The organism is Pseudomonas imrae (assembly GCF_046352735.2).
Lineage (GTDB): Bacteria > Pseudomonadota > Gammaproteobacteria > Pseudomonadales > Pseudomonadaceae > Aquipseudomonas > Aquipseudomonas imrae.
Map to the genome: position 1 here is coordinate 1,489,834 of NZ_CP110853.2, position 24,529 is coordinate 1,514,362.

At 60.1% G+C, this 24,529-nt stretch carries 26 protein-coding genes and 1 pseudogene; 15 read left to right on the forward strand and 12 right to left on the reverse strand.

Annotated features, from left to right (window positions below):
• Positions 1–5: 5 nt before the first annotated feature.
• A pseudogene (locus tag OQ460_RS06835) lies at positions 6–713 on the reverse strand (4'-phosphopantetheinyl transferase family protein); the annotation flags it as partial.
• A gap of 161 nt (positions 714–874) precedes the next feature.
• On the opposite strand from OQ460_RS06835, the gene OQ460_RS06840 reads away from it, so the two are divergent.
• Together OQ460_RS06840 and OQ460_RS06845 are read left to right on the forward strand one after the other, a co-directional pair.
• Positions 875–1,552, forward strand: coding sequence for a response regulator (locus OQ460_RS06840; protein WP_410021094.1), 678 nt, complete (start codon positions 875–877; stop codon positions 1,550–1,552).
• Complete coding sequence (locus tag OQ460_RS06845; RefSeq protein ID WP_410021095.1) at positions 1,549–2,895, forward strand: ATP-binding protein; 1,347 nt, start codon at positions 1,549–1,551, stop codon at positions 2,893–2,895. Before OQ460_RS06840 ends, OQ460_RS06845 begins: the two co-directional genes overlap by 4 nt.
• A gap of 12 nt (positions 2,896–2,907) precedes the next feature.
• Here the strand turns inward: OQ460_RS06845 and OQ460_RS06850 are convergent, their stop codons facing one another.
• The gene (locus OQ460_RS06850) at positions 2,908–3,906 is read right to left on the reverse strand and encodes an AraC family transcriptional regulator (protein ID WP_410021096.1); all 999 of its coding nucleotides are present in this window, start codon (positions 3,904–3,906) and stop codon (positions 2,908–2,910) included.
• A gap of 333 nt (positions 3,907–4,239) precedes the next feature.
• On the opposite strand from OQ460_RS06850, the gene OQ460_RS06855 reads away from it, so the two are divergent.
• Together OQ460_RS06855 and OQ460_RS06860 are read left to right on the forward strand one after the other, a co-directional pair.
• Positions 4,240–5,571 (forward strand): dicarboxylate/amino acid:cation symporter, encoded by a 1,332-nt coding sequence (locus OQ460_RS06855; RefSeq protein WP_410021097.1) that lies wholly within the window; start codon positions 4,240–4,242, stop codon positions 5,569–5,571.
• Between the two features lie 151 nt (positions 5,572–5,722).
• Complete coding sequence (locus tag OQ460_RS06860) at positions 5,723–6,904, forward strand: CaiB/BaiF CoA transferase family protein (RefSeq protein ID WP_410021098.1); 1,182 nt, start codon at positions 5,723–5,725, stop codon at positions 6,902–6,904.
• A gap of 25 nt (positions 6,905–6,929) precedes the next feature.
• Here OQ460_RS06860 and OQ460_RS06865 read toward each other — a convergent pair whose 3' ends face one another.
• Together OQ460_RS06865 and OQ460_RS06870 are read right to left on the reverse strand one after the other, a co-directional pair.
• The gene (locus tag OQ460_RS06865) at positions 6,930–7,424 is read right to left on the reverse strand and encodes a SprT family zinc-dependent metalloprotease (protein WP_410021099.1); all 495 of its coding nucleotides are present in this window, start codon (positions 7,422–7,424) and stop codon (positions 6,930–6,932) included.
• A gap of 129 nt (positions 7,425–7,553) precedes the next feature.
• A complete protein-coding gene (locus OQ460_RS06870; protein WP_410021100.1) occupies positions 7,554–8,156 on the reverse strand; it encodes a Yip1 family protein in 603 nt (200 codons plus the stop codon).
• A 294-nt stretch (positions 8,157–8,450) separates the two neighbouring features.
• Between OQ460_RS06870 and ttcA the strand changes: the two genes are divergently transcribed.
• On the forward strand, positions 8,451–9,275 hold the full coding sequence (ttcA, locus tag OQ460_RS06875; RefSeq protein WP_410021101.1) for a tRNA 2-thiocytidine(32) synthetase TtcA: 825 nt from the start codon (positions 8,451–8,453) through the stop codon (positions 9,273–9,275).
• A 67-nt stretch (positions 9,276–9,342) separates the two neighbouring features.
• Positions 9,343–10,014, forward strand: coding sequence for a DNA-3-methyladenine glycosylase I (locus OQ460_RS06880; protein ID WP_410021102.1), 672 nt, complete (start codon positions 9,343–9,345; stop codon positions 10,012–10,014).
• Positions 10,015–10,020: 6 nt separating this feature from the next.
• On the opposite strand, the gene OQ460_RS06885 is transcribed toward OQ460_RS06880, so the two are convergent.
• Genes OQ460_RS06885 through arsC form a run of 3 tightly spaced genes read right to left on the reverse strand, consistent with a single transcriptional unit; the run spans position 10,021 to position 11,388 of the window.
• The gene (locus OQ460_RS06885; protein ID WP_410021103.1) at positions 10,021–10,440 is read right to left on the reverse strand and encodes a DUF2069 domain-containing protein; all 420 of its coding nucleotides are present in this window, start codon (positions 10,438–10,440) and stop codon (positions 10,021–10,023) included.
• Positions 10,424–11,038: an NAD(P)H:quinone oxidoreductase gene (wrbA, locus tag OQ460_RS06890; RefSeq protein ID WP_410021104.1), complete on the reverse strand. Its 615-nt coding sequence runs from the start codon at positions 11,036–11,038 to the stop codon at positions 10,424–10,426. Before wrbA ends, OQ460_RS06885 begins: the two co-directional genes overlap by 17 nt.
• Entirely contained in the window at positions 11,035–11,388 is a 354-nt protein-coding gene (gene arsC, locus OQ460_RS06895) for an arsenate reductase (glutaredoxin) (RefSeq protein ID WP_410021105.1), read from the reverse strand. Before arsC ends, wrbA begins: the two co-directional genes overlap by 4 nt.
• A gap of 115 nt (positions 11,389–11,503) precedes the next feature.
• On the opposite strand from arsC, the gene OQ460_RS06900 reads away from it, so the two are divergent.
• Positions 11,504–11,965, forward strand: a complete 462-nt coding sequence (locus OQ460_RS06900) for a TlpA disulfide reductase family protein (protein ID WP_410021106.1) — start codon at positions 11,504–11,506, stop codon at positions 11,963–11,965.
• Positions 11,966–12,037: 72 nt separating this feature from the next.
• Here the strand turns inward: OQ460_RS06900 and OQ460_RS06905 are convergent, their stop codons facing one another.
• The 5 genes from OQ460_RS06905 to OQ460_RS06925 form a co-directional block, all read right to left on the reverse strand.
• Positions 12,038–12,442 (reverse strand): META domain-containing protein, encoded by a 405-nt coding sequence (locus OQ460_RS06905; RefSeq protein ID WP_410021107.1) that lies wholly within the window; start codon positions 12,440–12,442, stop codon positions 12,038–12,040.
• Entirely contained in the window at positions 12,439–12,879 is a 441-nt protein-coding gene (locus OQ460_RS06910) for a hypothetical protein (protein WP_410021108.1), read from the reverse strand. The genes OQ460_RS06905 and OQ460_RS06910 overlap by 4 nt, the downstream gene beginning before the upstream one ends.
• 71 nt (positions 12,880–12,950) lie before the next feature.
• Entirely contained in the window at positions 12,951–13,940 is a 990-nt protein-coding gene (locus tag OQ460_RS06915; protein WP_410021109.1) for a 2-hydroxyacid dehydrogenase, read from the reverse strand.
• A 24-nt stretch (positions 13,941–13,964) separates the two neighbouring features.
• Positions 13,965–16,718 (reverse strand): response regulator, encoded by a 2,754-nt coding sequence (locus OQ460_RS06920; protein ID WP_410021110.1) that lies wholly within the window; start codon positions 16,716–16,718, stop codon positions 13,965–13,967.
• A gap of 160 nt (positions 16,719–16,878) precedes the next feature.
• The gene (locus OQ460_RS06925) at positions 16,879–17,394 is read right to left on the reverse strand and encodes a DUF2062 domain-containing protein (RefSeq protein WP_410021111.1); all 516 of its coding nucleotides are present in this window, start codon (positions 17,392–17,394) and stop codon (positions 16,879–16,881) included.
• A gap of 135 nt (positions 17,395–17,529) precedes the next feature.
• Between OQ460_RS06925 and OQ460_RS06930 the strand changes: the two genes are divergently transcribed.
• The 8 genes from OQ460_RS06930 to murB all read left to right on the forward strand — a co-directional run bounded on the left by OQ460_RS06930 (position 17,530) and on the right by murB (position 24,381).
• A complete protein-coding gene (locus OQ460_RS06930; RefSeq protein ID WP_410021112.1) occupies positions 17,530–19,785 on the forward strand; it encodes a DNA internalization-related competence protein ComEC/Rec2 in 2,256 nt (751 codons plus the stop codon).
• A gap of 75 nt (positions 19,786–19,860) precedes the next feature.
• Positions 19,861–20,496: a MotA/TolQ/ExbB proton channel family protein gene (locus OQ460_RS06935; RefSeq protein ID WP_410021113.1), complete on the forward strand. Its 636-nt coding sequence runs from the start codon at positions 19,861–19,863 to the stop codon at positions 20,494–20,496.
• Positions 20,493–20,921 carry an ExbD/TolR family protein gene (locus tag OQ460_RS06940; RefSeq protein ID WP_410021114.1) on the forward strand — a complete coding sequence of 143 codons (429 nt, stop codon included), beginning with the start codon at positions 20,493–20,495 and terminating at the stop codon, positions 20,919–20,921. Before OQ460_RS06935 ends, OQ460_RS06940 begins: the two co-directional genes overlap by 4 nt.
• Complete coding sequence (gene lpxK / locus OQ460_RS06945; RefSeq protein WP_410021115.1) at positions 20,921–21,931, forward strand: tetraacyldisaccharide 4'-kinase; 1,011 nt, start codon at positions 20,921–20,923, stop codon at positions 21,929–21,931. The genes OQ460_RS06940 and lpxK overlap by 1 nt, the downstream gene beginning before the upstream one ends.
• A gap of 23 nt (positions 21,932–21,954) precedes the next feature.
• Positions 21,955–22,140: a Trm112 family protein gene (locus tag OQ460_RS06950; protein ID WP_003174668.1), complete on the forward strand. Its 186-nt coding sequence runs from the start codon at positions 21,955–21,957 to the stop codon at positions 22,138–22,140.
• On the forward strand, positions 22,137–22,901 hold the full coding sequence (gene kdsB, locus OQ460_RS06955; protein WP_410021116.1) for a 3-deoxy-manno-octulosonate cytidylyltransferase: 765 nt from the start codon (positions 22,137–22,139) through the stop codon (positions 22,899–22,901). The genes OQ460_RS06950 and kdsB overlap by 4 nt, the downstream gene beginning before the upstream one ends.
• A complete protein-coding gene (locus tag OQ460_RS06960; RefSeq protein WP_410021117.1) occupies positions 22,901–23,365 on the forward strand; it encodes a low molecular weight protein-tyrosine-phosphatase in 465 nt (154 codons plus the stop codon). Before kdsB ends, OQ460_RS06960 begins: the two co-directional genes overlap by 1 nt.
• Positions 23,362–24,381: a UDP-N-acetylmuramate dehydrogenase gene (gene murB / locus OQ460_RS06965; protein ID WP_410021118.1), complete on the forward strand. Its 1,020-nt coding sequence runs from the start codon at positions 23,362–23,364 to the stop codon at positions 24,379–24,381. Before OQ460_RS06960 ends, murB begins: the two co-directional genes overlap by 4 nt.
• The last annotated feature ends 148 nt before the right edge of the window (positions 24,382–24,529 follow it).

The window sequence follows — 24,529 nt, forward strand, 5'->3', positions numbered from 1 at the left end:
CCTGCAATTGCCACCAAGCTCAGCAATTGCCCATCACGCACTGCAAACTGCGCCTCTAGCTCCGTGCCGTGGCACCACTCACTGGACAGGTCTGTCAGCAGTCGTAGCCTGGCATGCCCGGTGTCGCACCATTCCAGCAGCTCGGCATGTTCGAAGTAAAAACGCTTTTGCACGATGGGGTAGAGCGCCTTGAACAGGCTTTCCTTGGCCGAGAAGGTCAGCGTGACCAGTTGCGCGATTTGCTCCTGTGACCCGGCGGCCATACGCTGCATTTCATCGCCAGTCAGGATTTCCCCGGCCAGACGCTCGGCCCGCTCATGGGTCAGCACATTCTCCAGATCCATGCCCAGCCCGCGCCACCGGGCCTTATGAGCAACGATGGCCGCAGCTTGACCAGTGCTGTGGGTGATCGAACCGCAGATATGGCTCGGCCATACCGGTGCTCGATCCTCACCGATGGCAGGAATACAGTCCAGGCCTTCGAGCTGCTGCAAGGCGGCACGGGCGCACAACCGCCCGGCGAGAAATTCGGCCTGACGCTTGGCCACCGAGCGCTGGATGCTGGCCGGTGGCGGCATCGCGCAGCGCTGGAAATCGCCTGCATCCAATAAGGCCGGATCGAAGCGGGTGCTCAGGAACACTGTGCCCGGCAACGATTCGGGCAGTGGCCAATGGGCATCCAAGGGGGAGCAGCAGGCAGGTAATGAATTCATGTCGGCTATTCTGCACGGGTCGGGACACACCTGGGTAGCCTGCCGAGTGGCCCTATGGTTCAGACAGCGTTCAGTTCAACAGCAGTAAACTGTGCGAGCAAGACCTTCAGGGCCGCTATGATGTTTCCCTGCGGGACAGTTGATTGGCCTAGGAGGGTGTTATGAAATTGCTGGTTGTCGAAGATGAGGCGCTGTTGCGTCATCACCTGTTGACCCGCCTTGCCGACAGCGGTCATGTGGTCGAGGCGGTGGCCAATGCCGAAGAGGCGTTGTACCAGACTGGGCAGTTCAATCATGACCTGGCGATTATCGACCTGGGTTTGCCAGGCATGGGCGGCCTGGATCTGATCCGTCAACTGCGTGCCCTGGGCAAGGCTTTCCCGATCCTGATTCTCACGGCGCGCGGCAACTGGCAGGACAAGGTCGAAGGCCTGGCCGCCGGGGCCGACGATTACGTGGTCAAGCCGTTCCAGTTCGAGGAGCTGGAGGCGCGGATGAACGCATTGCTGCGTCGTTCCAGCGGTTTCACCCAGTCGACGATCGTCGCCGGGCCGCTGTTGCTCGACCTGCATCGCAAGCAGGCGTCCCTTGAGGAACAACCCTTGGCGCTGACTGCCTATGAGTACCGGATCCTCGAATACCTGATGCGTCATCATCAACAAGTGGTGGCCAAGGATCGGCTGATGGAACAGCTGTATCCCGATGACGACGAGCGCGATCCGAACGTTATCGAAGTGCTGGTGGGCCGCCTGCGCCGCAAACTCGAAGCGCCGGCGGGTTTCAAACCGATCGATACGGTTCGTGGCCTGGGCTACATGTTTAACGAGCGCTGCCGTTGATTCGCTCGTTACGTGTGCGCCTGATGCTGGCGGCCGCCACCCTGGCCGTATTGTTCATGCTCGCGTTGTTGCCGGCGATGCAGGGGGCCTTCAGCCTGGCATTGCAGGATTCCATCGAACAGCGCCTGGCGTCGGACGTGACGACATTGATCTCGGCTGCGCGCGTCGACAACAACCGTTTGCTGATGCCCGCACAATTGCCCGATGAGCGTTTCAACCTCACTGACAGCCGTCTGCTGGGCTATATCTATGATCGCGAAGGTCATCTGGTCTGGCGTTCGCGTGCGTCCCAGGCAGAAAATATCAACTATCGACCGCGCTACGACGGGCGCGGCAATGAGTTCGCAAAGATTCGCGAGCCCGACGGTCAGGAGTTTTTTGTCTATGACGTCGAGGTCAAGCTGCTGGGGGGCAAGAGTGCGGCGTTCAGCATCGTTGCCTTACAACCGGTGCGCGAGTATCAACTGACTCTCGAAGGTCTGCGGGAAAACCTGTATCTGGGCTTTGGCGCCGCCTTGTTGGTGCTGCTGACCTTGCTCTGGCTCGGCCTGACCTGGGGCCTGCAGGCGCTGCGGCGCCTGAGTCAGGAGTTGGATGAAATCGAAGGCGGCACCCGCGAAAGCCTCACTGAACAGCATCCTCGGGAGTTGCTGCGCCTGACTGGGTCGCTCAACCGCTTGCTCCACAGCGAGCGCGAGCAGCGCAGCCGTTATCGCGACTCACTGGACGACCTGGCCCACAGTTTGAAAACCCCGCTGGCGGTGTTGCAGGGGGTGAGTGAAGACATGGCCCAGCGTCCTGAGGATCGGGATCAGGCGTGGGTCCTGCAATCGCAGATCGAGCGCATGAGCCAGCAGATCAGCTACCAGTTGCAGCGTGCCAGCCTGCGCAAAAGCGGTCTGGTGCGCCATCAGGTGCGGCTGCGTCCGGTGCTCAAAAGCCTGTGCGACACCTTGGACAAGGTTTACCGCGATAAGCGGGTCCAGGTGACCTTTGATCTGCCAGACGAATGTGACGTGCCCATCGAGCAAGGTGCTTTGCTGGAGTTGCTGGGCAACTTGCTGGAAAACGCCTACCGGCTGTGCCTGAGCCAAGTGCATGTCACGTTGGACGAGGGGCTTGATGGCGTTGGTGTGTGTATTGAAGATGACGGCCCTGGCGTGCCGCCAGACCAGCGGGCGCGGATTCTGCAGAGGGGAGAGCGGCTGGATCGCCAGCATCCGGGGCAGGGGATTGGGTTGGCGGTGGTCAAGGATATTATTGAAAGCTACGGCGCACGATTGACCCTGGGGGATTCGCCGTTGGGCGGGGCGGCGTTCAGGATTCAGTTTCCGGCTGTTTGAGTGAGGAAAAATCTAACCCCCTTGCGCCCGATAAGCCCCCGGCGTCAAACCAGTCCACTTCTTGAACGCCCGGTGAAACGCCGAAGGTTCGGAAAACCCCAGTTGCTCGGCAATTTCCTGCAACGACAGATCCGCCTGCCCCAGATGGTAAATCGCAATATCCCGGCGCAGCTCATCCTTGAGGGCCTGAAAACTGGTGCTTTCTTCGCGCAAGTGTCGGCGCAAGGTTTGTGCGCTGATGTGCAGGTGCTGGGCCACCGCCTCTAAATCCGGCCAAGGTGTGCGGTCGCGACTCAGCAGGCGACGTATCTGGCTGCTCAGGCTGTCGCCTTCATCCGGCCGTGACAACAGGTCGGCGGGGGAGCGCTCGAGGAAGTGCTTGAGGGTGCGCTCATCCTGTAGCAACGGCAGGCTCAGGTAACGGCTGTGGAACACCAGGCTGGTGCTGGGCGCGTTGAACATCAGGGGGCAAGGAAACAGCAAATCGTACTCACCTCCATGGGCCGGCATCGGGTAGCTGAAAGTTGCCTGCTCCAGCCGGATACGCTGGCCGATCAACCAACTGCCCAGACGGTGCCAGATCACTAGCAGGCATTCGCTCAGAAAGTGATCCGGGTCCCACAACTGCGAATCATCCAGGCTCAGGCGCGCCATGTCGCCCTCGCGTACCAGCTGCAAGCGCGGCCCCTGGGGGAACAGGCTGTAAAACAACAAACCGCGCTCCAACGCCTTTTCCAAGGTGCGGCAGTGAATCAGCGCGTGGCACATCATCGCAAACGTGCCGCGTTTGCTCGGCCCTTCGGCGAACCCCAGGTATTCGTCATCCAGCGCCAGCCACAGCATCTGCAGCAGCCGGGTGAACTGCTCCGGTGCAATGCGCGCGCGGGGCTCGGCCAATAGTTCCGGGGCAATACCCAGTTGCTGCAACAGCCCCGAATAGTCATAGCCAGCCCGACGCGCACCACCCAAGGCTGCGCGGGCGTAATGACTGGCGATGGTTCGTTCACGCATGCAGGGGCCTCGTCCATTGAGAGGCCGATGGTAGCCATGAGGCAGGCGGCGAACAAGGCGGATATCCGCCAAATTGTAGGACGAGATCCGGTGTATGGGCGGAAAACCGCCATGAGACTTGGCTGTCAACGCCGTCGCTGAAAGACCACGGCCCTTGTATTCAGAGGCCTGCAGGCGGTTTCAATAAAGTGGCACGGCGCTTGCGATAGGAGAGGTAGAGCTGCCCGGTGCAGTTCGCCAAAACAAATCCCTCCAGTGCAGGAGGGTTCGCAATTCAAGTGTCGTGGGCAATGGCGGATATTTGCCACACGGGACTCTTGAGGAAACTTTGCAATGACGACTCGTCAGCCGTTCTACAAAACCCTGTATTTCCAGGTAATCGTTGCCATCGTTGTCGGTATCTTGCTGGGCCACTTCTACCCGCAGACCGGTGTGGCCCTCAAGCCACTGGGTGACGGCTTTATCAAGCTGATCAAAATGGTCATTGCCCCGATCATCTTCTGTACCGTTGTCAGTGGCATCGCTGGCATGCAGAGCATGAAATCGGTCGGCAAGACTGGCGGCTACGCGTTGCTGTACTTCGAAATCGTTTCCACTATTGCCCTGCTGATCGGCCTGGTGGTGGTCAATGTCGTGCAACCGGGCGTCGGCATGCACATCGACGTATCGACCCTGGACGCCTCCAAAGTGGCGGCCTACGTCACCGCCGGCCAAGACCAGAGCATTGTTGGCTTTATCCTCAACGTGATCCCGAACACGATTGTCGGCGCCTTCGCCAATGGCGATATCCTGCAAGTGTTGATGTTCTCGGTGATCTTCGGTTTCGCCCTGCACCGCCTGGGTGCCTACGGCAAGCCGGTGCTGGACTTCATCGATCGTTTCGCCCACGTGATGTTCAACATCATCAACATGATCATGAAGCTCGCGCCAATCGGGGCCCTGGGCGCCATGGCGTTTACCATTGGTGCCTACGGTGTAGGTTCGCTGGTGCAACTGGGTCAGTTGATGATCTGCTTCTACATCACCTGCGTCCTGTTTGTGTTGGTGGTGTTGGGCGGTATCTGCCGCGCCCACGGTTTCAGCGTGCTGAAACTGGTTCGCTACATCCGTGAAGAGCTGCTGATCGTACTGGGGACTTCTTCGTCCGAATCCGCCTTGCCACGCATGCTGATCAAGATGGAACGCCTGGGCGCCAAGAAGTCGGTGGTTGGCCTGGTGATCCCGACGGGCTATTCGTTCAACCTCGACGGTACTTCGATCTACCTGACCATGGCTGCCGTGTTTATTGCCCAGGCGACTGACACCCACATGGACATCACTCACCAGATCACCCTGTTGCTGGTATTGCTGCTGTCCTCCAAGGGCGCTGCCGGCGTGACTGGTAGTGGGTTCATCGTACTGGCTGCAACTCTGTCGGCGGTTGGTCACCTGCCGGTTGCCGGCCTGGCGCTGATCCTGGGTATCGACCGCTTCATGTCCGAAGCCCGTGCCCTGACCAATCTGGTCGGTAACGCTGTAGCGACCATCGTCGTAGCCAAATGGGTCAAGGAACTGGACACCGACAAGCTGCAAAGCGAGCTGGCTAGCGGCGGTACCGGTATCTCCGAAACCCGCGAACTCGATGACCTGGGTGTGGCGGAAGGCCCGGCCCCTGCTCTCAAGTAATCGCTGGTGCAGTACTGAAAAACCCATCTTCGGATGGGTTTTTTTATGGGCGCACGAGCGCAACGGTCACTGTCGATGATGGTTACGGTGATTGTCGCTGCGGCTCAAGGCTGACTACTCTGTGCTCCATCGAACTGCAAACGGAGCTCCCATGTCAGGTCCACTGGCTTCCCTCAAAGTACTGGATTTTTCGACCTTGCTGCCAGGCCCGTTTGCCTCTCTGTTGTTGGCGGACATGGGCGCCGAGGTGCTGCGCATCGAGTCGCCGACGCGTATGGACCTGCTGCGTGTGCTGCCGCCTCATGACCATGGCGTGTCGGCCAGTCACGCCTACCTCAATCGCAACAAGCGCAGCCTGGCCCTGGACCTCAAGCATCCGGAAGCGCTGGAGATTGTCCGGCAGCTGGTGAAGGACTACGACATCCTCCTCGAACAGTTCCGCCCCGGAGTCATGGCGCGCCTGGGCCTGGGGTATGAGGCGTTGAAAGCGATCAACCCGAAGCTGATTTACGTCTCCATCACAGGTTACGGCCAGACGGGGCCCTATAAGGACCGCGCCGGTCACGACATCAACTACCTGGCGTTGTCCGGCGTGGCCAGTTACACCGGGCGCCGGGATAGCGGGCCTTTGCCGTTGGGCGTGCAATTGGCGGATGTGGGCGGTGGCTCGCTGCATGCAGTGGTCGGCCTGCTGGCAGCTGTGATTGCGCGGCAACAGAGCGGGGTGGGACAGTATCTTGATGTGAGCATGACCGACTGCGCCTTCAGCCTGAATGCCGTGGCAGGTGCTGGCTACCTCGCGTGTGGCGTTGAGCCAGAATGGGAAAACCAGATGCTTAATGGTGGCAGCTTTTATGACTATTACCGCTCGCGGGACGGGCGCTGGTTGTCGGTGGGCAGTCTGGAGCCTGCATTTATGCAGCAATTGTGTGCCGCGCTGGGGCGTCCGGAGCTGGCGGCCCAGGGGCTGTCGCCCAAACCCGAACAGCAGAAGGCTCTCAAGCAGGCGCTGCAGGTTGAGTTCGAGCGGCATAGTTTTGAGGAGCTGTGTGCATTGTTTGCCGAGGTGGATGCTTGCGTCGAACCAGTGCTGCGTTTGGGCGAAGCTCTTGAGCATCCACAGTTAAAGGCCCGGGCGCTGGTCAGCCAGGTTCCCCGTGGTGATGGTTCGTTCCAGCAGCAGATGGCTTGCCCGTTGAAGTTTTCCGAGGGGTTGCCGGGACCCAGGCACATTGGGGTGGCAGTGGGGGCGCACAGTGACGAGGTGTTGGGGGCGCTGGGTTTTGATGCTCAGCGGATAGCCCGGTTGCGTGGGGCCAAGGTAGTAGGGTAGCGCGTGTTCTGGCCACCACAAAAACTCACTCCACCCGAGTCTCCCCGGTAAACACCAACGTCTCCCGACACCTGCGGCACAAATACCGTCGACCCTGTCTCACCAGCCCATGGCGCTGTGCCGAGAACGGGAAGTCGCTGTCTGCACATGGGCAGCGGTAGATATAGCGGGTCACCCGTCGGCGCTGGATTTCATAGGTGTGGCACCGATCGGGCGGTAGTTCGTAGACCCCGCGCATGATCAGTTGCCATTCCTCGCCATGGGGCTGGATACGCTCGCCGAACAATTGGTGGGCAATCAGGTGCGCCACTTCATGGGCAACGGTCTGTTTGAGGAAGTGTTGGCTGTTTTCTCGGTACAACTGCGGATTGAAGCGCAGCAGGTTCTCGTGCAAATGCGCGACACCGGCTTTTTGCCCCCGTAGCTTGAGGCTGACCTTGGGGCGTTTGAAACTTCGTTTGAAAAAGGATTCGGCTTGCAGGAAACAATCTTCGACGCGGGTATTGAGTTGCTCGGGCATGCTGTACATATCTCCAGAGACACCCAGTATGCCGCATCCCGGGGTGTTTCCGAATCTCTCAGGCGCCGAATGGTCATGCATGACGCACGAAGCCACCTTTCGGTGGCTTCTCCACTGATTTGAACAGTGTCAGCTGGTATAGATCGGGCCGACGCCCAGGCCCCAGACAATCACGGTAAACGCCATGATCGCTACCAGCACCACCAGGCCTACCGCAAGGACCGAGCTGGAAAACAGGAAACCTTCGTCCGGGTCGATGCTCATGAAGGTCGGTAACCCGACATACAGCAAGTACACGGTGTAGCAGATGGCGGCAGTGCCCACGACCATGCCCAGCCACAAATGTGGATAAAGCGCCGCCAACCCCCCGATAAACAGCGGGGTTGCGGTGTAGGTGGCAAATGCGACACAGCGTGCCATGCTGGGAGTGGCGTCGTAGGTGCGCGCCATCCAGTGAATGAAGGCGCCCATGACTGCTACGCCGCCGAGCATCGCCAGGTACGACATGATGGTCATCCACAGCGCGCTTTCCTGGGTCAGCATGACCGGGGCGCGATTGCCGATGACCCAGCCGACCTGGGTGGTGCCGATAAACGCTGATATGGCGGGAATTGCCGCGAGGATCAGCGTGTGAGTGAGGTACATGTGGCTGATGCTTTCTTCCTTATCGCCACGAATTTCCCGCCACTCCTGGTCGGGATGGGTGAAAAGCCCCACGACGTGATGGATCATGCCAGTCACTCCTGTCGTTATTACCATCGCCCCCCAACGGAGCGCCTGCCGGCCAATGGGCCTGAAAGGTCTGGATATTCGTATGTGCGACCTTATGTCGCAGTATAGGAATGAATGACCGGAAAAACTGTGGGGCTTTAGAGCAAATCGCGCTGTAAACACGAGGCTTAATCGCGGTGAGGTCTGTCAATTGCGATGACCGCCAGCTTCCACATTGGGCCGGTGTGCCAGCGAGGATTATTTTGCGTAAAATAGCCGGCTTTTCGTCACACACCTTTCGCGGATCCTAGCGCCATGGGCACTCTTAGCGTCAACCAGAACAAACTGCAAAAACGCCTGCGTCGCCTGGCCGGTGAAGCCGTCGCTGACTTCAACATGATCGAGGAGGGCGACAAGGTCATGGTCTGTCTGTCCGGCGGCAAGGACAGCTACACCATGCTCGACGTGCTGATGCACCTGCAAAAAGTTGCTCCGATCAAGTTCGACATCGTTGCCGTCAATATGGACCAGAAACAGCCCGGTTTCCCCGAAGATGTGCTGCCGGCCTACCTCAAGACGCTGGGGGTCGAGTATCACATCGTCGAGAAAGATACCTATTCGGTGGTCAAGGAGCTTATTCCTGAAGGCAAGACCACATGCTCGCTGTGCTCGCGCCTGCGACGGGGCACCTTGTACACCTTTGCCGATGAAATTGGGGCAACCAAAATGGCATTGGGCCATCATCGCGATGATATCGTTGAAACCTTCTTTCTCAACATGTTCTTCAACGGGTCTCTCAAGGCCATGCCGCCCAAGCTGCGGGCTGATGATGGGCGCAATGTGGTAATCCGCCCGCTGGCGTATTGCAACGAGAAGGACATCCAGGCTTATTCCGACTTCAAGCAATTCCCGATCATTCCCTGCAACCTGTGTGGCTCCCAGGAAAACCTGCAACGCCAGGTGGTCAAGGAGATGCTTCAGGAATGGGAGCGCAAGACTCCGGGCCGTACCGAGAGCATCTTCCGCAGTTTGCAGAATGTGATCCCGTCACAGTTGGCCGATCGCAACCTGTTCGACTTCAGCAACTTGCGTATTGATGAGACGGCAGCTTCGCGTTTCGTCGATGTTGTGAACCTCTGAACGTTTTCATCGCTCTGACTGACGGCGCTCATGGGCGCCGTTGTTATTTCAATCGATAGGAGAGGGCATGCGCGATTACAAGTGGCTGCACGAATATTGTCTGAACCGTTTCGGCTCGGTGGCCGAGCTGCAAGCGCATCTTCCTGTCCCCAAGACTCCGGCGCAATTGCGCAAGATCAGCGATGACCGTTATCTGTCGACGCTGTCGCTGCGGGTGTTTCGCGCGGGGCTCAAACACAGTGTGGTGGACGCCAAGTGGCCGGCGTTCGAGCAAGTGTTTTTCGGTTTCGATCCGCAAAAAGTCGTGTTGATGGGCGCCGAGCACCTGGAGCGACTGATGCAGGACACGCGGATTATCCGGCACTTGGGCAAGCTCAAGAGCGTGCCGCGCAATGCGCAGATGATCCTCGATATCGAGCAGGAAAAGGGTAGTTTTGGCGCGCTGATTGCCGATTGGCCGGTGACCGACATTGTCGGTTTGTGGAAGTACCTGAGCAAGCATGGCCATCAGTTGGGCGGGTTGTCGGCGCCGCGCTTTTTGCGCATGGTCGGCAAGGACACCTTCGTGCCGAGCTACGATGTGGTGGCGGCACTCAATGCCCAGAAGATCGTCGACAAGGCGCCTACCAGCCTGCGCGACCTGGCGACGGTGCAAGGCGCGTTCAACCAGTGGCACGCCGAAAGTGGGCGGCCGATGTGCCAGCTGTCGATGATGTTGGCTTATACGGTCAATCATTGAGGCCGGTCAGGCGGGCTGGCCTTCACCCGCCAACCGCCGATTCAACTGGAACCGCCAGCGTACATACAGCAACGCCGTGCAGAATACGGCCAGGCTGGCCAACATCTCCAGAATGCCAAACCACTGGCGGTTCGGGTCGTAGGCCGCCAGGGCGCCCTTGATGAAGTACAGGTTCACCACGAAACACATCCACGAATGCCCGCGCGCGCTGCCCAGGATCATTCCTGGCGCGAGGATCAGCAACGGCACCAGTTCGATCAGCAGGATGACCCAGGGCCTGGCGCCGTGCAGGTCGGCGACCAGCAGGTAATAAGCGCACAACAAACCCACCAGCGCGAAAAAAGCCAGCAGGCTCAGTGCGCGCGCCACTTTGACCCGAGGCTCCAGCCAGGCTTGGGGCGGTAGGATCTTAGGCTTCTTGGCCACGGCTACTCTCCAGCTTTGCCGCGGTATTTGCCAGGCGCAGGCCAAGGGCACGGCACAGGGCGATTTCATGCCTGTCAAGGGCACGCTTGCCGTCGGCGCCCGAATGATGGCTGGCGCCGTAGGGCGTACCGCCGCCTTGGGTGTCGAGCAGCGCCTGTTCGCTGTAGGGCAGGCCGGTGATCAACATGCCGTGATGCAGCAGCGGCAGCAGCATCGACATCAATGTGGTTTCCTGACCGCCATGCAGGCTGGCCGTCGAAGTGAAAACGCCAGCCGGCTTGCCAACGAGTGCGCCGGTCAACCACAGGTTACTGGTGCCATCGAGAAAATACTTCAGTGGCGCGGCCATATTGCCAAAACGCGTCGGGCTCCCCAAGGCCAGGCCCGAGCAGTGCTTCAGGTCGTCGAGGCTGGCGTATAGCGCGCCCTCGGCCGGAATGTCCGGTGCGACGGCCTCGCATTCGCTGGAGATGGCCGGGACGGTACGCAGCCGTGCTTCCAGGCCGGCTTGTTCGATGCCCCGGGCAATCTGCCGGGCCATTTCGCTTACCGAGCCGTTGCGGCTGTAATACAGCACCAGGATATAGGAAGCGCTCACGGCAATATCTCCAGGATGTTTTCTGGTGGGCGGCCGATCACGGCTTTTTCGGCGGTAGCCAGGATTGGGCGTTCCATCAGTTTCGGATGTTGGGCGATCGCGGCAATCAACTGTGCATCGCTCAGGCTTTGGTCGGCCAGGTTGAGGGTTTTGTATTCCTCTTCACCGGTGCGCAGCAGTTGCCGAGCGTTCATACCCAGCTTGCCAAGCAACGTCTTCAATTGCGTGCTATCCAGTGGCGTTTCCAGATAACGCACCACGTTGGGCGTCAGGCCGCGGGCCTCCAGCAGTTCGAGCGCACCGCGGGATTTCGAGCAGCGCGGGTTGTGATAAAGCGTCAGATCGGTCATGTGCGGGTCGCATCTTGCGTAAGGTGGCAGGTATTCTACCTGCGCGGCGGCTTGTCCTTAAACCGTAAGAGGCGATAGGCCGCAGCCCACGTTCATTTTTTGCAAAGGAAACCCCATGACACGGCGACTGATAGGCGCGTTGGCAGTTATCACTACCTTGCTGCTCAGCGGCTGCGGCAATGATTATGGCGTCGACCAATACGGCCAGAAAGTGGCGTCCGAGCGCGTTGACAAGCAATGGCTGGTAATCAACTACTGGGCTGAGTGGTGTGGCCCCTGCCGTATCGAAATCCCTGAGCTCAACGCCCTGGCCGAGCAGTTGAAGGGACAGCCGGTGAGTGTGTTCGGGGTCAATTTCGATAATGTCCAGGGCGAGGAACTCAAGAGCGCCAGTGAAAAGCTGGGCATCAAGTTCACCGTACTGGCGCAGAATCCAGAGGCGATTTTTAATATTCCGCGCAGTGAAGTGTTGCCGGTGACCTACATCATTGATGACGAAGGCAAGGTGCGCGAGCAGTTGCTGGGAGAGCAGACCGCGGCTGGGGTGATGGCCAGGCTCAAGGCTTTGCGGGGGTGATAGGGAGGGCGTACATTCTCCGTTGCCGCAAACGGATATGTACGCCAGAGTCCACCCTGCAACAGGATCAGATCAACCCTGTTCCAACCACAACCGCAACGGTTTGCCCTCAGCCGGCCAAAAACGCGTCTGCTCGATCGGCGAAATATCCCAACGCTGCACACGCTCAAGCGCCTCGAAGAAGCGATGCTCCTGCTCCATCAACGCTTCCGGGCACATTTTGCGGGTGCTGCCAATCTTGCCAAAGCTGAGCTTGTCGCCTTCCAGGGTGTATTGCGCGAACCAATGGTTGCAGCCGCCATTGCCATACGCCCGGCCATCGGCACCGAGGGTGACGGTCAGGTGGGCGTAATCCATCAATGGCCGTTCGCCGATCCATTCCACTACATAGCTGTGGTCCTGCGTGAGCTTGACCTCGTCGCTGGCGCAGCCGGCAACTCCGGCCCCCAGTGCGGCGAGCAGCCAAAGGCGCCTCATTGGGCGGCCTTCTGGCATTTAGGGCAACGGTGCTTGTCGCCGTCGGTGCTCCAGCCCAGCTCGACTATTCGCGCGTTGGCAGCCGGTGGCAGTGGCTCTTTGGTCAGCTTGGTCTCGACCGAAAACTCGAATTCCAGCACCGCGTCACAGCTGTCGCAGTTGACGTTCCATGTGTGAATTTCCAACTCGCCGAACTTAGGTCCTTGCGCCATCGCAACCCATTGCCCGACCGGGCGGATGGAGTAACGCGCGTCGCCCTCGACGGTCAGTCGCATCGACAGGGTTTTGCTGCCGCGCAATGTGACGATCAGGACGTCGCCATGCTTGATCGAACCACCATTGCCGGTGACTTGATAACGGCCCGGCACCAGGGCGCGGCATTCGATAAGGGTGTGTTGCGGGCTCAGCAAGCTGAAGCGGAAATCGTGTTCGGCCATGGATCCTCCAAATAGGCGCGGCATCCTATCACGGGTGCCAGTTCATCATGAGCCCGGTATGTTACCGCCAATCATCCGAGTACCAGGTTTTGTGGCTGGCCCGTCGCCCATGCGGCGATATTCGCCAGGGTGGTGTCGGCAATCGCTGCCAGCGCTTCGCGCGTCAGGAATGCCTGGTGGGCGGTGATGATCACGTTGGGGAAAGTCAGCAGGCGTGCCAGCACGTCGTCCTGTAGTGGCAGGTCCGAGCGATCCTCGAAAAACAGCTGGGCCTCTTCTTCGTACACATCCAAACCCAGGTAACCGAGTTGGCCGTCCTTGAGGGCTTCGATCAGCGCCGGCGTTTCCACCAGGCCACCGCGTCCGGTGTTGACCAGCATAGCGCCGCGGCGCATATGCGCCAGGGATTGTGCGTTGATCAAATGTTTGCTGTCAGCAGTCAGCGGGCAGTGCAGACTGATTATCTGCGCTTCGCCCAGCAATGTATCCAGGTCTACATAGCGAGCGCCCAGGGCTTCGACGCTTGGGTTGGGAAAGGGGTCATAAGCCAATAGCGTGCAACCGAAGCCCGCCATGATCCTGGCGAAGGTTGCGCCGATTTGCCCAGTACCTACAACGCCGACGGTTTTGCCCTCCAGGTCGAAGCCGGTCAAGCCATGCAGGCTGAAATCGCCGTCGCGGGTGCGGTTATAGGCGCGATGCAAGCGGCGGTTGAGTGCCAGGATCAGGGCAACGGCGTGTTCTGCCACTGCGTGAGGCGAATAGGCCGGCACTCTGACGATGGTCAATTGCAGGCGCCTGGCGGCGTTCAGATCGACATGGTTGTAGCCGGCCGAGCGCAGGGCGATCAGCCGTGTACCGCCGGCGGCCAGGCGTTCGAGGACCGGGGCGCTGAGGTCGTCGTTGATAAAGGCGCAGACCACTTCGTGCCGGTCCGCCAGGGCGACAGTCTCGAGGTTCAGGCGTGCAGGTTGGAATTGCAGTTCCATGCCGGCTGGCAACGGCGCTGCAAGGAAGCTGTCGCGGTCATAGTTCTGGCTGCTGAAGAGGATGATGCGCATCAAGTCGTTCCTTTCTTGAGCGGTTCAAGCGTTGACCCGCGCCTCACTGGCGAGGCGGGCAATCGCCATGTCCAGGGCGTCCAGAGCTGCCATGGCTTTGGCGTCGTCCTGTTTGAGCAAGGTTTCGGCCCGTTGGCAGGCCGCACGCAGTTGCGGTACGCCACAATAGCGGGTCGCGCCATGGAGGCGGTGGACCCGTTCGATCAGGGCATGGTTGTCGCTGTCTTCGCGGGCAATGCTGATAGCTTCGCGGTCTGCTCCCAGGGAGGCCAGCAGCATGGCCAGCATGTCGGCCGCCAGATCAGCCTTGCCGGCTGCCAGGCGCAAGCCTTCTTCCTGGTCCAGGACTGGTAACTGTGCGGTAGAGCCGGCGACCTCGGCGGCACGCTCAAGACCTTGATTGCGCAAGGCCAACCCGGTCCATTTCAGCACCACTTGAGCCAGCTGCCGCTCGCTGATGGGCTTGGTCAGGTAGTCATCCATGCCGCTTTGCAGCAGAGCGCGCTTTTCGTTGGCCATGGCATGGGCGGTGAGGGCAACGACGGGCAAAGGCGTGCCATGGCGCTCGCTTTCCCATTGGCGAATCGCCTCGGTACTTTGACGTCCGTCCATGCCCGGCATCTGCACGTCCATCAGCACCAGATCAAAGGCTTCGCTTTTCACCGCTTCGATCGCCGCGTAGCCGCTTTCTACCGCCTGGACCTTGGCTCCCATGTCTTCCAATAGGGTCTGCACCAGCAGCAGGTTCGCCGGGTTGTCGTCGACACACAGCACCCGTGGCGCGCGGCTGGACAAGGGCTCCCCTGGGTCGCTGCGCAATGGCCGCGGGCTGATCAGGTCGGACAGGGCGCGCTTGAGCTTGCGGGTACACGCCGGCTTGGCCTGCAACTGGCTGTTGGGGTTGGGTACGGACAGGTTGAACAGCATCTGCTCGGTAGTCGGGCACAGCACCAGTACTTTGCAACCCAAGTGTTCGAGGTCCCAAAGGTGTTGGTTGAGGCGTTCTGGCGGAATGTCGTTGGCGGTGACACCAAGTACCGCAAGGTTGATCGCCTGTTCGGTCTGGTGCGCGCTGGTGATCCCGTTGGTCAGGCTTTCCAGGCTATTGAACGGGGTGACGTCCAGGCCGCAGTCTTGCAACTGGTGTTGCAGGGCCTGGCGCGCCAGATCGTGGTTTTCCAGCACGGCGACCCGTTGACCCAGCAGTGGTGGGGAGGGCAGGTCTTCGGCATCGTCGCGGGTTTTCGGCAGGCTCAGGCTGATCCAGAACTCCGAGCCTTGGCCAGGGGTGCTGTCTACGCCGATTTCACCGCCCATCTGTTCGATCAGGCGCTTGGAAATCACCAAGCCCAGCCCGGTCCCGCCGGGTTGTCGGGACAGTGAGTTATCCGCCTGGCTGAAGGCCTGGAACAGCGCTCGCACATCCTGATTGGACAGGCCGATACCGGTATCCTGGACGCTGATGCGCAGTTGCACGCTGTCTTCCTGCTCGTCTTCGAGCATGGCCCGGGCCACGATAGTGCCCTCGCGGGTGAACTTGATGGCATTGCTGACCAGGTTGGTCAGGATCTGCTTGAGACGCAGCGGATCGCCGACCAGCGACAACGGCGTATCACGGTAAACCAGGCTCACCAGCTCCAGCTGTTTGGCGTGGGCGGCAGGCGCGAGGATGGTGAGGGTGTCCTGCAACAGGTCCCGCAAGTTGAACGGGATGCTGTCGAGCACCAGCTTGCCAGCTTCGATTTTCGAGAAGTCGAGAATCTCGTTGATGATGCCCAAGAGGTTGTCGGCAGATTTTTCGATGGTGCCCAGATAATCCAACTGGCGGGGCGACAGCTCGCTTTTCTGCAAAAGATGCGTGAAACCGAGGATGCCGTTCAAAGGCGTGCGGATTTCATGGCTCATGTTGGCCAGGAATTCGGACTTGATCCGACTGGCTTCCAGGGCTTCCTTGCGGGCCAGGTCCAGTTCGATATTCTGGATTTCGATGGTTTCCAGGTTTTGGCGCACGTCTTCGGTGGCTTGATCAATACTGTGTTGCAGTTCTTCCTGGGCATTTTGCAGGGTCTCGGCCATGCGATTTATGCCTGACGCCAGCTGATCCAGTTCCTGGCTGCCCAACGCGGGCAAGCGGGTTTCAAGATTGCCGTCCTTGAGCTGCGCCACCGCTTGTTTGATCTGGCCAATGGGTGCGTTGATCGTACGGCTCATGCGCAGCGCCAGGACGGCGGTACACGCCAGGCCGATGGCGATCAGCAACAAACTGGCAAACAGGCTGCGGTAGCCGCGCAGCAGCATGCCGTTGTGGGACAGTTCCAGTTCGACCCAGCCCAGCAGGCGGTCGGACTCATTGGGGATGAGTTCGCCGGCGAGGTTGCGATGGCGACCGAATACCGGCAGCAGATAGCGGGTGGCGTCATTGCCGGTGCGTTGCAACAGGTGGGAACTGTTGCCAACGGGCGCTTGATTGAGCATGGTTGGGCCGGCATGGGCCATGGTGGAGCGATCCGGTGCCAGGAAAGACACCGTGCGGACGTCGGTTTGCTCCAGGGTGTGGGTGGCAATCCGTTCGAGTAATTCGGTATTCTTGCTGCCCAGCGCCGGTGCCACCAGCGGCGCCAACTGTTCGGCTATCATCTCGCCACGATTGAGCAATTGGGTCTGCAGGTCCGATAACTGCATCCAGGTGAAATAGCCGCCCAGGAGCAACGCCATCAAGCTGGTAGGCAGCAAGGTCAGCAACAGTACGCGGCCTTTGATCCCCATTCTTCTAAGCACGCCACTCTCCTGCTACCACTGTTTTGGACATTCTACGCAGGCATCCGGCCCGCGCCACCTGCGCAGTGTAGCCATATGCCGAGCATGGAATCGTGCAAAATAATCAGTGGGGCGAAGAAACGCTTGCGAGTGCAGCCCTCAACGGGCCACCAGGCAAGCTCTACAGGTGGCGTTGTTTGCGTTTTTTCCACTGATGGCCAACCCACCAGCGCCAGTAAGTCATGGTCAGGGAGTACGCCAACGCTCCCAGCACCAACCCCATCACCACCGAGCCCAGCAGGAACGGTTGCCACATCGTCGACAACTGGCCGCTGATCCATTCCCATGTCAGTTCATCGGGAAGCGTGCGTGGCGGAATGTTCATCAGCCAGGTGCCGGTCATGTAGGTGCAGAAAAACACGACGGGCATGGTGATGGGGTTGGTCAGCCATACCAGGCTCACGGCGATGGGCATATTGCCGCGTACGGAAATGGCAAGGATCGCGGCCAGCAGCATCTGCAAAGGAATGGGGATGAACGCGGCAAACAAGCCTACGGCCATTGCCCGCGCTACCGAGTGCCGGTTGAGGTGCCAGAGGTTGGGGTCATGGAGCAGCTTGCCGAGAAAGCGTAAGGACTTGTGTTCCCTGATGCTGGTCGGATCGGGCATGTACCGTTTGAATAAGCGCCGTGGCATAAGGGGTCCAGGTCAGTTCGAGGGCCAAGTATGCCCGGATTCTGTGAATGGGAAATTCAGACTTTGTGACAAAAAATCATAATCCTTCCCCGCGGGCCGGCTAACACTCAAGGGATCACTTTCAAGGAATGATCCATGCGCACAGGGATGTTTGCGCTCGCGTTGGGACTGCTCGCCTTGCGTTTCCTGCCGGCATTGCCGCAGGTCGGTTGGCTGCTGGTCCTGCCGGTCGTCGTGTTGATGATGCTACCGTTTCGTACTTATCCGCTGGCCTTTTTTCTGCTGGGTCTTGGCTGGGCCTGTCTCAGTGCGCAATGGGCGCTGGATGATCGGCTTGTCCCGCAACTGGACGGGCAGACACGCTGGGTGGAGGGACGTGTCACGGGGCTTACGCAGCAGAGTGCCGGTGTGGTGCGTTTCGAGCTAAGCGACAGCCGGTCGCGCAAAGACAAGCTGCCTAAGCTCATGCGGCTGGTCTGGCATGGGGGGCCACCGGTTCACAGCGGCGAGCGCTGGCGTCTGGCCGTCACTCTCAAACGACCGTCCGGGTTGCTCAATTTCCATGGGGTTGACCGGGAAGCCTGGCTGTTGGCGCAACGGGTGGGTGCGACGGGTTCGGTCAAGGATGGCCAGCGGCTGGCCCCAGCCCGCTATGCCTGGCGTGATTCGGTCCGCCAGAAGCTACTGGCCGTGGACGCTCAAGGTCGCGAGGCGGGGCTGGCTGCGCTGGTTCTGGGTGACGGTTCGGGTCTGGCACCCGAGGATTGGCGTATTTTGCAAGACACGGGCACCGTGCATCTGTTGGTCATTTCCGGCCAGCACATCGGACTATTGTCGGGGCTGGTCTACGGCTTGGTTGCCGGATTGGCCCGTTATGGAGGCTGGCCAAGACGCTTGCCCTGGCTACCCTGGGCCTGTGGCCTGGCATTTGCCGCTGCACTGGCTTATGGCTTGTTGGCAGGTTTCGAAGTACCTGTGCAGCGCGCATGCGTGATGGTCGGATTGGTGTTGCTGTGGCGCCTGCGATTTCGCCATCTGGGTACCTGGTGGCCATTGTTGCTGGCGCTGAACGCCGTATTGATCCTGGAACCGCTGGCCAGCCTGCAGCCGGGTTTCTGGTTGTCATTTGCTGCGGTGGCCGTGTTGGTGCTGGCGTTCGGTGGGCGCCTGGGGCCTTGGCGTGTGTGGCAGGCGTGGACCCGCGCCCAGTGGTTGATTGCGATTGGGTTGTTTCCATTGTTCTTGGCGCTTGGCCTGCCCGTCAGCTTGAGCGCGCCTTTGGCCAATCTGTTTGCCGTGCCCTGGGTCAGCGTGGTGGTACTGCCCCTGGCGTTGCTGGGAACGATGTTGCTGGCGGTGCCGGTGCTGGGCAACAGTTTGCTGTGGTTGGCGGGAGGCGCGCTGAATGGGCTGTTCCAGGCGCTAGCGTTCCTCGCAGGGCAACTGCCGGCCTGGATCCCGGCGGAGGTCCCCAACTGGTTGTGGCTGGTGAGCTTGATCGGGGCAGTATTGTTGTTGATGCCCGCTGGCCTTCCTTTTCGATTGTTGGGGTGGCCGATGCTGATGTTGGCAGTGTTTGCGCCCCGCGAAGACATTCCTGATGGACAGGTCGAGGTAGTGCAACTGGATGTTGGCCAGGGCCTGGCGATCATACTGCGTACCCGCCACCACACCCTGCTATATGACGCGGGACCGCGCTTTGGTGACTTTGATCTCGGCGCACGGGTGGTCCTGCCTTCTTTGCGCAAGGCGGGCATTGCACAGTTGGACTTGATGTTGCTCAGCCATGCCGACGCCGATCACGCGGGAGGCGCAGCGTCCGTCGCGCGTGGGCTGCCGGTCAAACGGGTGGTGGGTGGCGAGACCGAGGGGGGTGCGCTGTTTTTGGAACCTCAACCGTGTATCAGCGGTGAGCAATGGCAATGGGACGGCGTGCAATTCCAGCTGTGGCAATGGTCGGATGCCCGTAGCGGTAACCAGAAATCCTGCGTATTGCAGGTACAAGCCAATGGCGAGCGATTGCTGTTGACCGGCGATATCGACCGCGAAACCGAGCGGGCCTTGCTGGCCACGCCCCTGGCGGTCAGCACTGATTGGTTGCAGGTGCCTCATCACGGCAGCCGCAGTTCGTCCTCATGGCCTCTGCTCCAGCGGCTGGCCCCCAGGGCAGTGCTGCTTTCCCGAGGACACGGCAACGGTTTCGGTCATCCGCACCCTCAAGTGCTGGAGCGTTATCAGCAGATGGGCAGCGCCATTTATGACAGTGCCGAACAGGGCGCCGTGCGTTTTCGCCTGGGAGCTGCCGATACGCCCGTCACGGCGCGTAGCCAGCGTCGGTTCTGGCGGACGCCGGCAACCGAGCGTTACCAAAACCACGTTCCTGCGACATGATGCTCTTGGGCGGGCAGGTCCTCCCTGGCCCGGCTGTATGGTAAAGTGGCGCACTTTTTCAAGGGGGCATTCACTGTGTGGGAATTGGTCAAGTCCGGCGGCTGGATGATGTTGCCGATCATTTTGAGTTCCATCGCCGCACTCGGCATCGTCGCCGAACGCCTGTGGACCCTGCGCGCCAGCCGTGTGACTCCGGACCACCTGCTGGGGCAGGTTTGGCGCTGGATCAAAGACAAGCAGCTGGACAAGGAAAAGCTCAAGCAACTACGGGCCAACTCCCCCTTGGGCGAGATCCTCGCCGCCGGCCTTGCCAATTCCAAGCATGGTCGCGAGATCATGAAGGAATGCATCGAAGAAGCCGCTGCCCGAGTCATTCATGAGCTGGAGCGCTATATCAATGCCCTGGGCACCATCGCCGCCATGGCGCCGTTGCTCGGCTTGCTCGGTACGGTGCTGGGCATGATCGATATCTTCAGCGCGTTCACCGGCTCGGGCATGACCACCAACGCTGCGGTACTGGCTGGGGGTATCTCCAAAGCCTTGATCACGACGGCTGCGGGCCTGATGGTGGGTATCCCGGCGGTATTTTTCCACCGGTTCCTGCAACGCCGCATCGATGAACTGGTGGTGGGCATGGAGCAGGAGGCCATCAAGTTGGTAGAGGTAGTGCAAGGCGACCGTGATGTCGATCTGGTTGAGGGCAAAGCGTGAAATTTCGCCGCAAGCCACGGGAAAATGTCGATATCAACCTCGCGTCGCTGATCGATGTGGTGTTCATCCTGTTGCTGTTTTTTGTCGTCACAACCACCTTTACCCGGGAAACCCAACTGCGGGTCGACCTGCCTGAGGCGGTCAGCGGTTCGCCGGCCGACGACCAGCAGGCCAAGCAGTTGGACGTCGCTATCAGTGCCGAAGGGGTGTACTCGGTCAATAACCAGCTGCTGGAGAAAAACGATCTGGCAAGCTTGATGGAAGCGCTGCAGAAAGAGTCAGGCGGTGATACGCAGCTGCCGCTATCCATCAGTGCTGACGGCAAAACCCCACATCAGGCCGTGATCACTGCCATGGATGCTGCCGGTAAGCTCGGCTTCAGCCACTTGCGCATGACTACTGTCGAGGCGGCGGAGCAGCCCTGATGACTCTTTCCGATCGCTTGCTCAAGGCCTGGTACGACGGCCATCCGGCACTGGCGTTGCTGCAGCCGCTGGAATCACTCTATCGTCGGGTCGTGAAGCGCAAGCGCGAACGTTTCCTGGCGGGCGAGGGGCAGATATATCAATCGCCGGTGCCGCTGGTGGTGGTGGGTAACATTACTGTTGGCGGCACCGGCAAGACGCCATTAATTCTTTGGTTGATCGAACATTGCCAGCGTAGTGGTCTACGGGTCGGTGTGGTCAGTCGCGGCTATGGGGCCAAACCACCGCAGTTGCCTTGGCGGGTCGAGGCCAGCCACAGCGCCGAGGTCGCAGGTGACGAACCGCTGCTGATCGTACAGCGCAGTGGCGTACCGCTGATGATCGACCCTGACCGCAGTCGTGCGGTGCAAGCGTTGCTAGCCAGCGAGCCCCTGGACCTGATCCTGTCCGACGACGGCCTGCAACATTACCGTTTGGCCCGCGACCTTGAGCTGGTGCTGATCGATGCCGCCCGGGGCCTGGGTAATCGCCGCTGTCTTCCGGCCGGGCCTTTGCGCGAGCCGATCGAACGTTTGCAAAGCGTCGATGCGCTTCTTTATAACGGTACCGGAGCGGATCGGCAGGATGGCTTCGGCTTTCGCCTGCTTCCCACTGCGCTGGTCAATCTGCGGACCGGCGAGCGCCAGCCGCTGGAGCATTTTGCGCCCGGCCAGCAGGTCCATGCGGTCGCGGGTATCGGTAACCCGCAACGTTTCTTCACTACACTTGAAACGTTACACTGGCGGCCCATACCACACTCGTTTGCCGACCATACGCCCTACAGCGCAGAGGTCCTGAATTTCACCCCGTCATTGCCGCTGGTCATGACCGAAAAGGACGCGGTGAAGTGCCGCGCCTTTGCCCAGGCACACTGGTGGTACCTTGCGGTCGATGCTGTACCGTCACCAGCGTTTGTCGCCTGGTTCGATATGCAACTGATGCGCCTTTTGCCCGCTCGTCTTCTGCCTTAAAACGCTTTTTCCAGGGAATTCTCATGGACACCAAACTGCTTGATATCCTCGCTTGCCCGATCTGCAAAGGCCCGCTCAAGCTCAGCGCCGACAAGACCGAGCTGATCAGCAAGGGCGCCGGCCTGGCGTACCCGATCCGTGACGGCATCCCGGTGATGCTGGAAAGCGAAGCCCGCACCCTGACCACCGACGAGCGCCTGGATAAATGACCACTGCCTTCACTGTTGTCATTCCGTCCCGATATGCCTCGACCCGTTTGCCCGGCAAGCCGCTGCAATTGATCGGTAATAAGCCGATGATCCAGTTGGTCTGGGAACAAGCTTGTAAAAGCAGTGCCGAGCGGGTGGTCGTAGCCACCGACGACACACGGATTATCGAGGCCTGCAAAGCCTTCGGCGCCGAAGCCGTACTGACCCGTGAGGACCACAACTCCGGTACCGACCGCCTGGCTGAAGTCGCCGCGCACCTGGGTCTGGCGCCGGATGCCATTGTGGTCAACGTGCAGGGCGATGAGCCGTTGATTCCGCCGTGCGTCATCGATCAGGTAGCGGCGAACCTGGCGGCGCACGCCGAAGCGCGCATGGCGACGCTGGCCGAGCCGATCGAAGACATTCAAACCCTGTTCAATCCGAGCGTGGTGAAAGTGGTCAGCGATATCAACGGGCTGGCCTTGACCTTCAGCCGCTCGATCCTGCCTTGGGCACGGGACGACTTCGCGAAAAACCCCGACGTATTGCCGGCGGGCGTGCCCTATCGCCGTCACATCGGCATTTACGCCTATCGCGCGGGTTTTCTGCATGACTTCGTCGGTTGGGGCCCATGCTGGCTGGAAAACACTGAATCCCTGGAGCAACTGCGTGCCTTGTGGCACGGCGTGCGGATTCACGTGGGCGATGCGCTGGAAGCGCCGCCGGCAGGTGTTGACACCCTTGAAGACCTGGAGCGCGTCCGTCGCCTGCTGAGGGCTTGATGGAAGTTCTGTTTGTCTGCCTGGGCAATATCTGCCGCTCGCCTACTGCCGAAGGGGTGCTGCGGCACAAGCTGCGCGAGGCAGGACTGGCCGGCCAGGTCGAGGTGGCGTCCGCCGGTACTGGCGAATGGCACATCGGCAAACCACCGGACAAGCGCAGCCAGCAGGCGGCGTTGCGACGCGGTTATGACTTGTCGGCCCAGCGTGCGCAGCAGGTCTCGCGTGCTGATTTTGCCCGTTACGACTTGGTTCTTGCCATGGACCAGAGCAATTTGCGCAACCTCAAGGCGATGCAACCTGCGCAAGGCAAGGCTGAACTGGACTTGTTCCTGCGTCGCTACGATTCGCCGGTGGCCGAAGTGCCGGACCCATATTACGACGGCGAACTTGGTTTCGAGCAGGTCCTGGACCTGATCGAGGCCGCATGTGATCAGTTGGTGATCGAATTGAAGGGACGCCTATGACGCTGGATGTACAACCGCAGGTTTCCTTGAAAGCCTTTAACAGTTTTGGCGTCGATGTACGTGCCCAGCTGTTTGCACAGGCGCGCAGCGATGCGGATGTCCGCGAAGCCCTGGCGTATGCGGCCGGGCGAGAACTACCGTTGCTAGTGATTGGCGGTGGCAGCAACCTGCTGCTGACCCAGGATATTGCGGCGCTGGTGTTGCGCATGGCGACCCGAGGCATTCGGGTACTGGATGACGATGGCACTGATGTTGTCGTGGAGGCCGAGGCCGGCGAAGCGTGGCACCCGTTCGTGCTGTGGACGCTGGAACACGGGTTTTGCGGCCTGGAAAACCTCAGCCTGATCCCGGGCACCGTCGGCGCTGCGCCCATGCAGAACATCGGCGCGTACGGGGTTGAGGTCAAGGATGTGTTTGCCGGCTTGACCGCCCTGGATCGCCAGACCGGCCAGCTACGGGATTTCAACCTGGCTGAATGCAATTTCGGCTATCGCGACAGCCTGTTCAAACATGAGGTTGGCCGCTGGTTGATCTTGCGGGTACGTTTTGCCCTGACGCGTGTCGCGCAGCTCAAACTCGATTACGGCCCTGTGCGACAGCGCTTGGCCGAGCAGGGGATCACCCAGGCCAACGCGAGCGATGTCAGTCGCGCCATTTGCAGTATTCGCAGGGAAAAACTGCCAGACCCGACGCAGTTGGGCAATGCCGGCAGCTTTTTCAAGAATCCGCTGGTTTCCCAGGCGCAGGCGAGCGAGTTGAAGGCGGCGTACCCGGATCTGGTGGCTTATCCGCAGGCCGACGGACAGGTGAAACTGGCCGCCGGTTGGTTGATCGACAAGGCCGGCTGGAAGGGATTTCGCGAGGGCGATGCCGGCGTGCATGGTTTGCAGGCCCTGGTGCTGGTCAACTATGGCACGGCCACCGGCAAGGAAATTGCCGACCTGGCGCAACGCATTCAGCAGGATATCGCCCAGCGGTTCAAGGTGGAGCTGGAAATGGAGCCCAATCGCTATTGAGCTACGCTTCTTCATTGCTGAACCAAGCCCTGCATTGCAGGGCTTTTTTATTAATGCCGGGTTAACTTAGCCGACTAACGATATCTGTCTATTGTGATATAGATTCTGTTTATCAAGGGCCCGGTGAAGACCTGTCTTCACAAGAGAG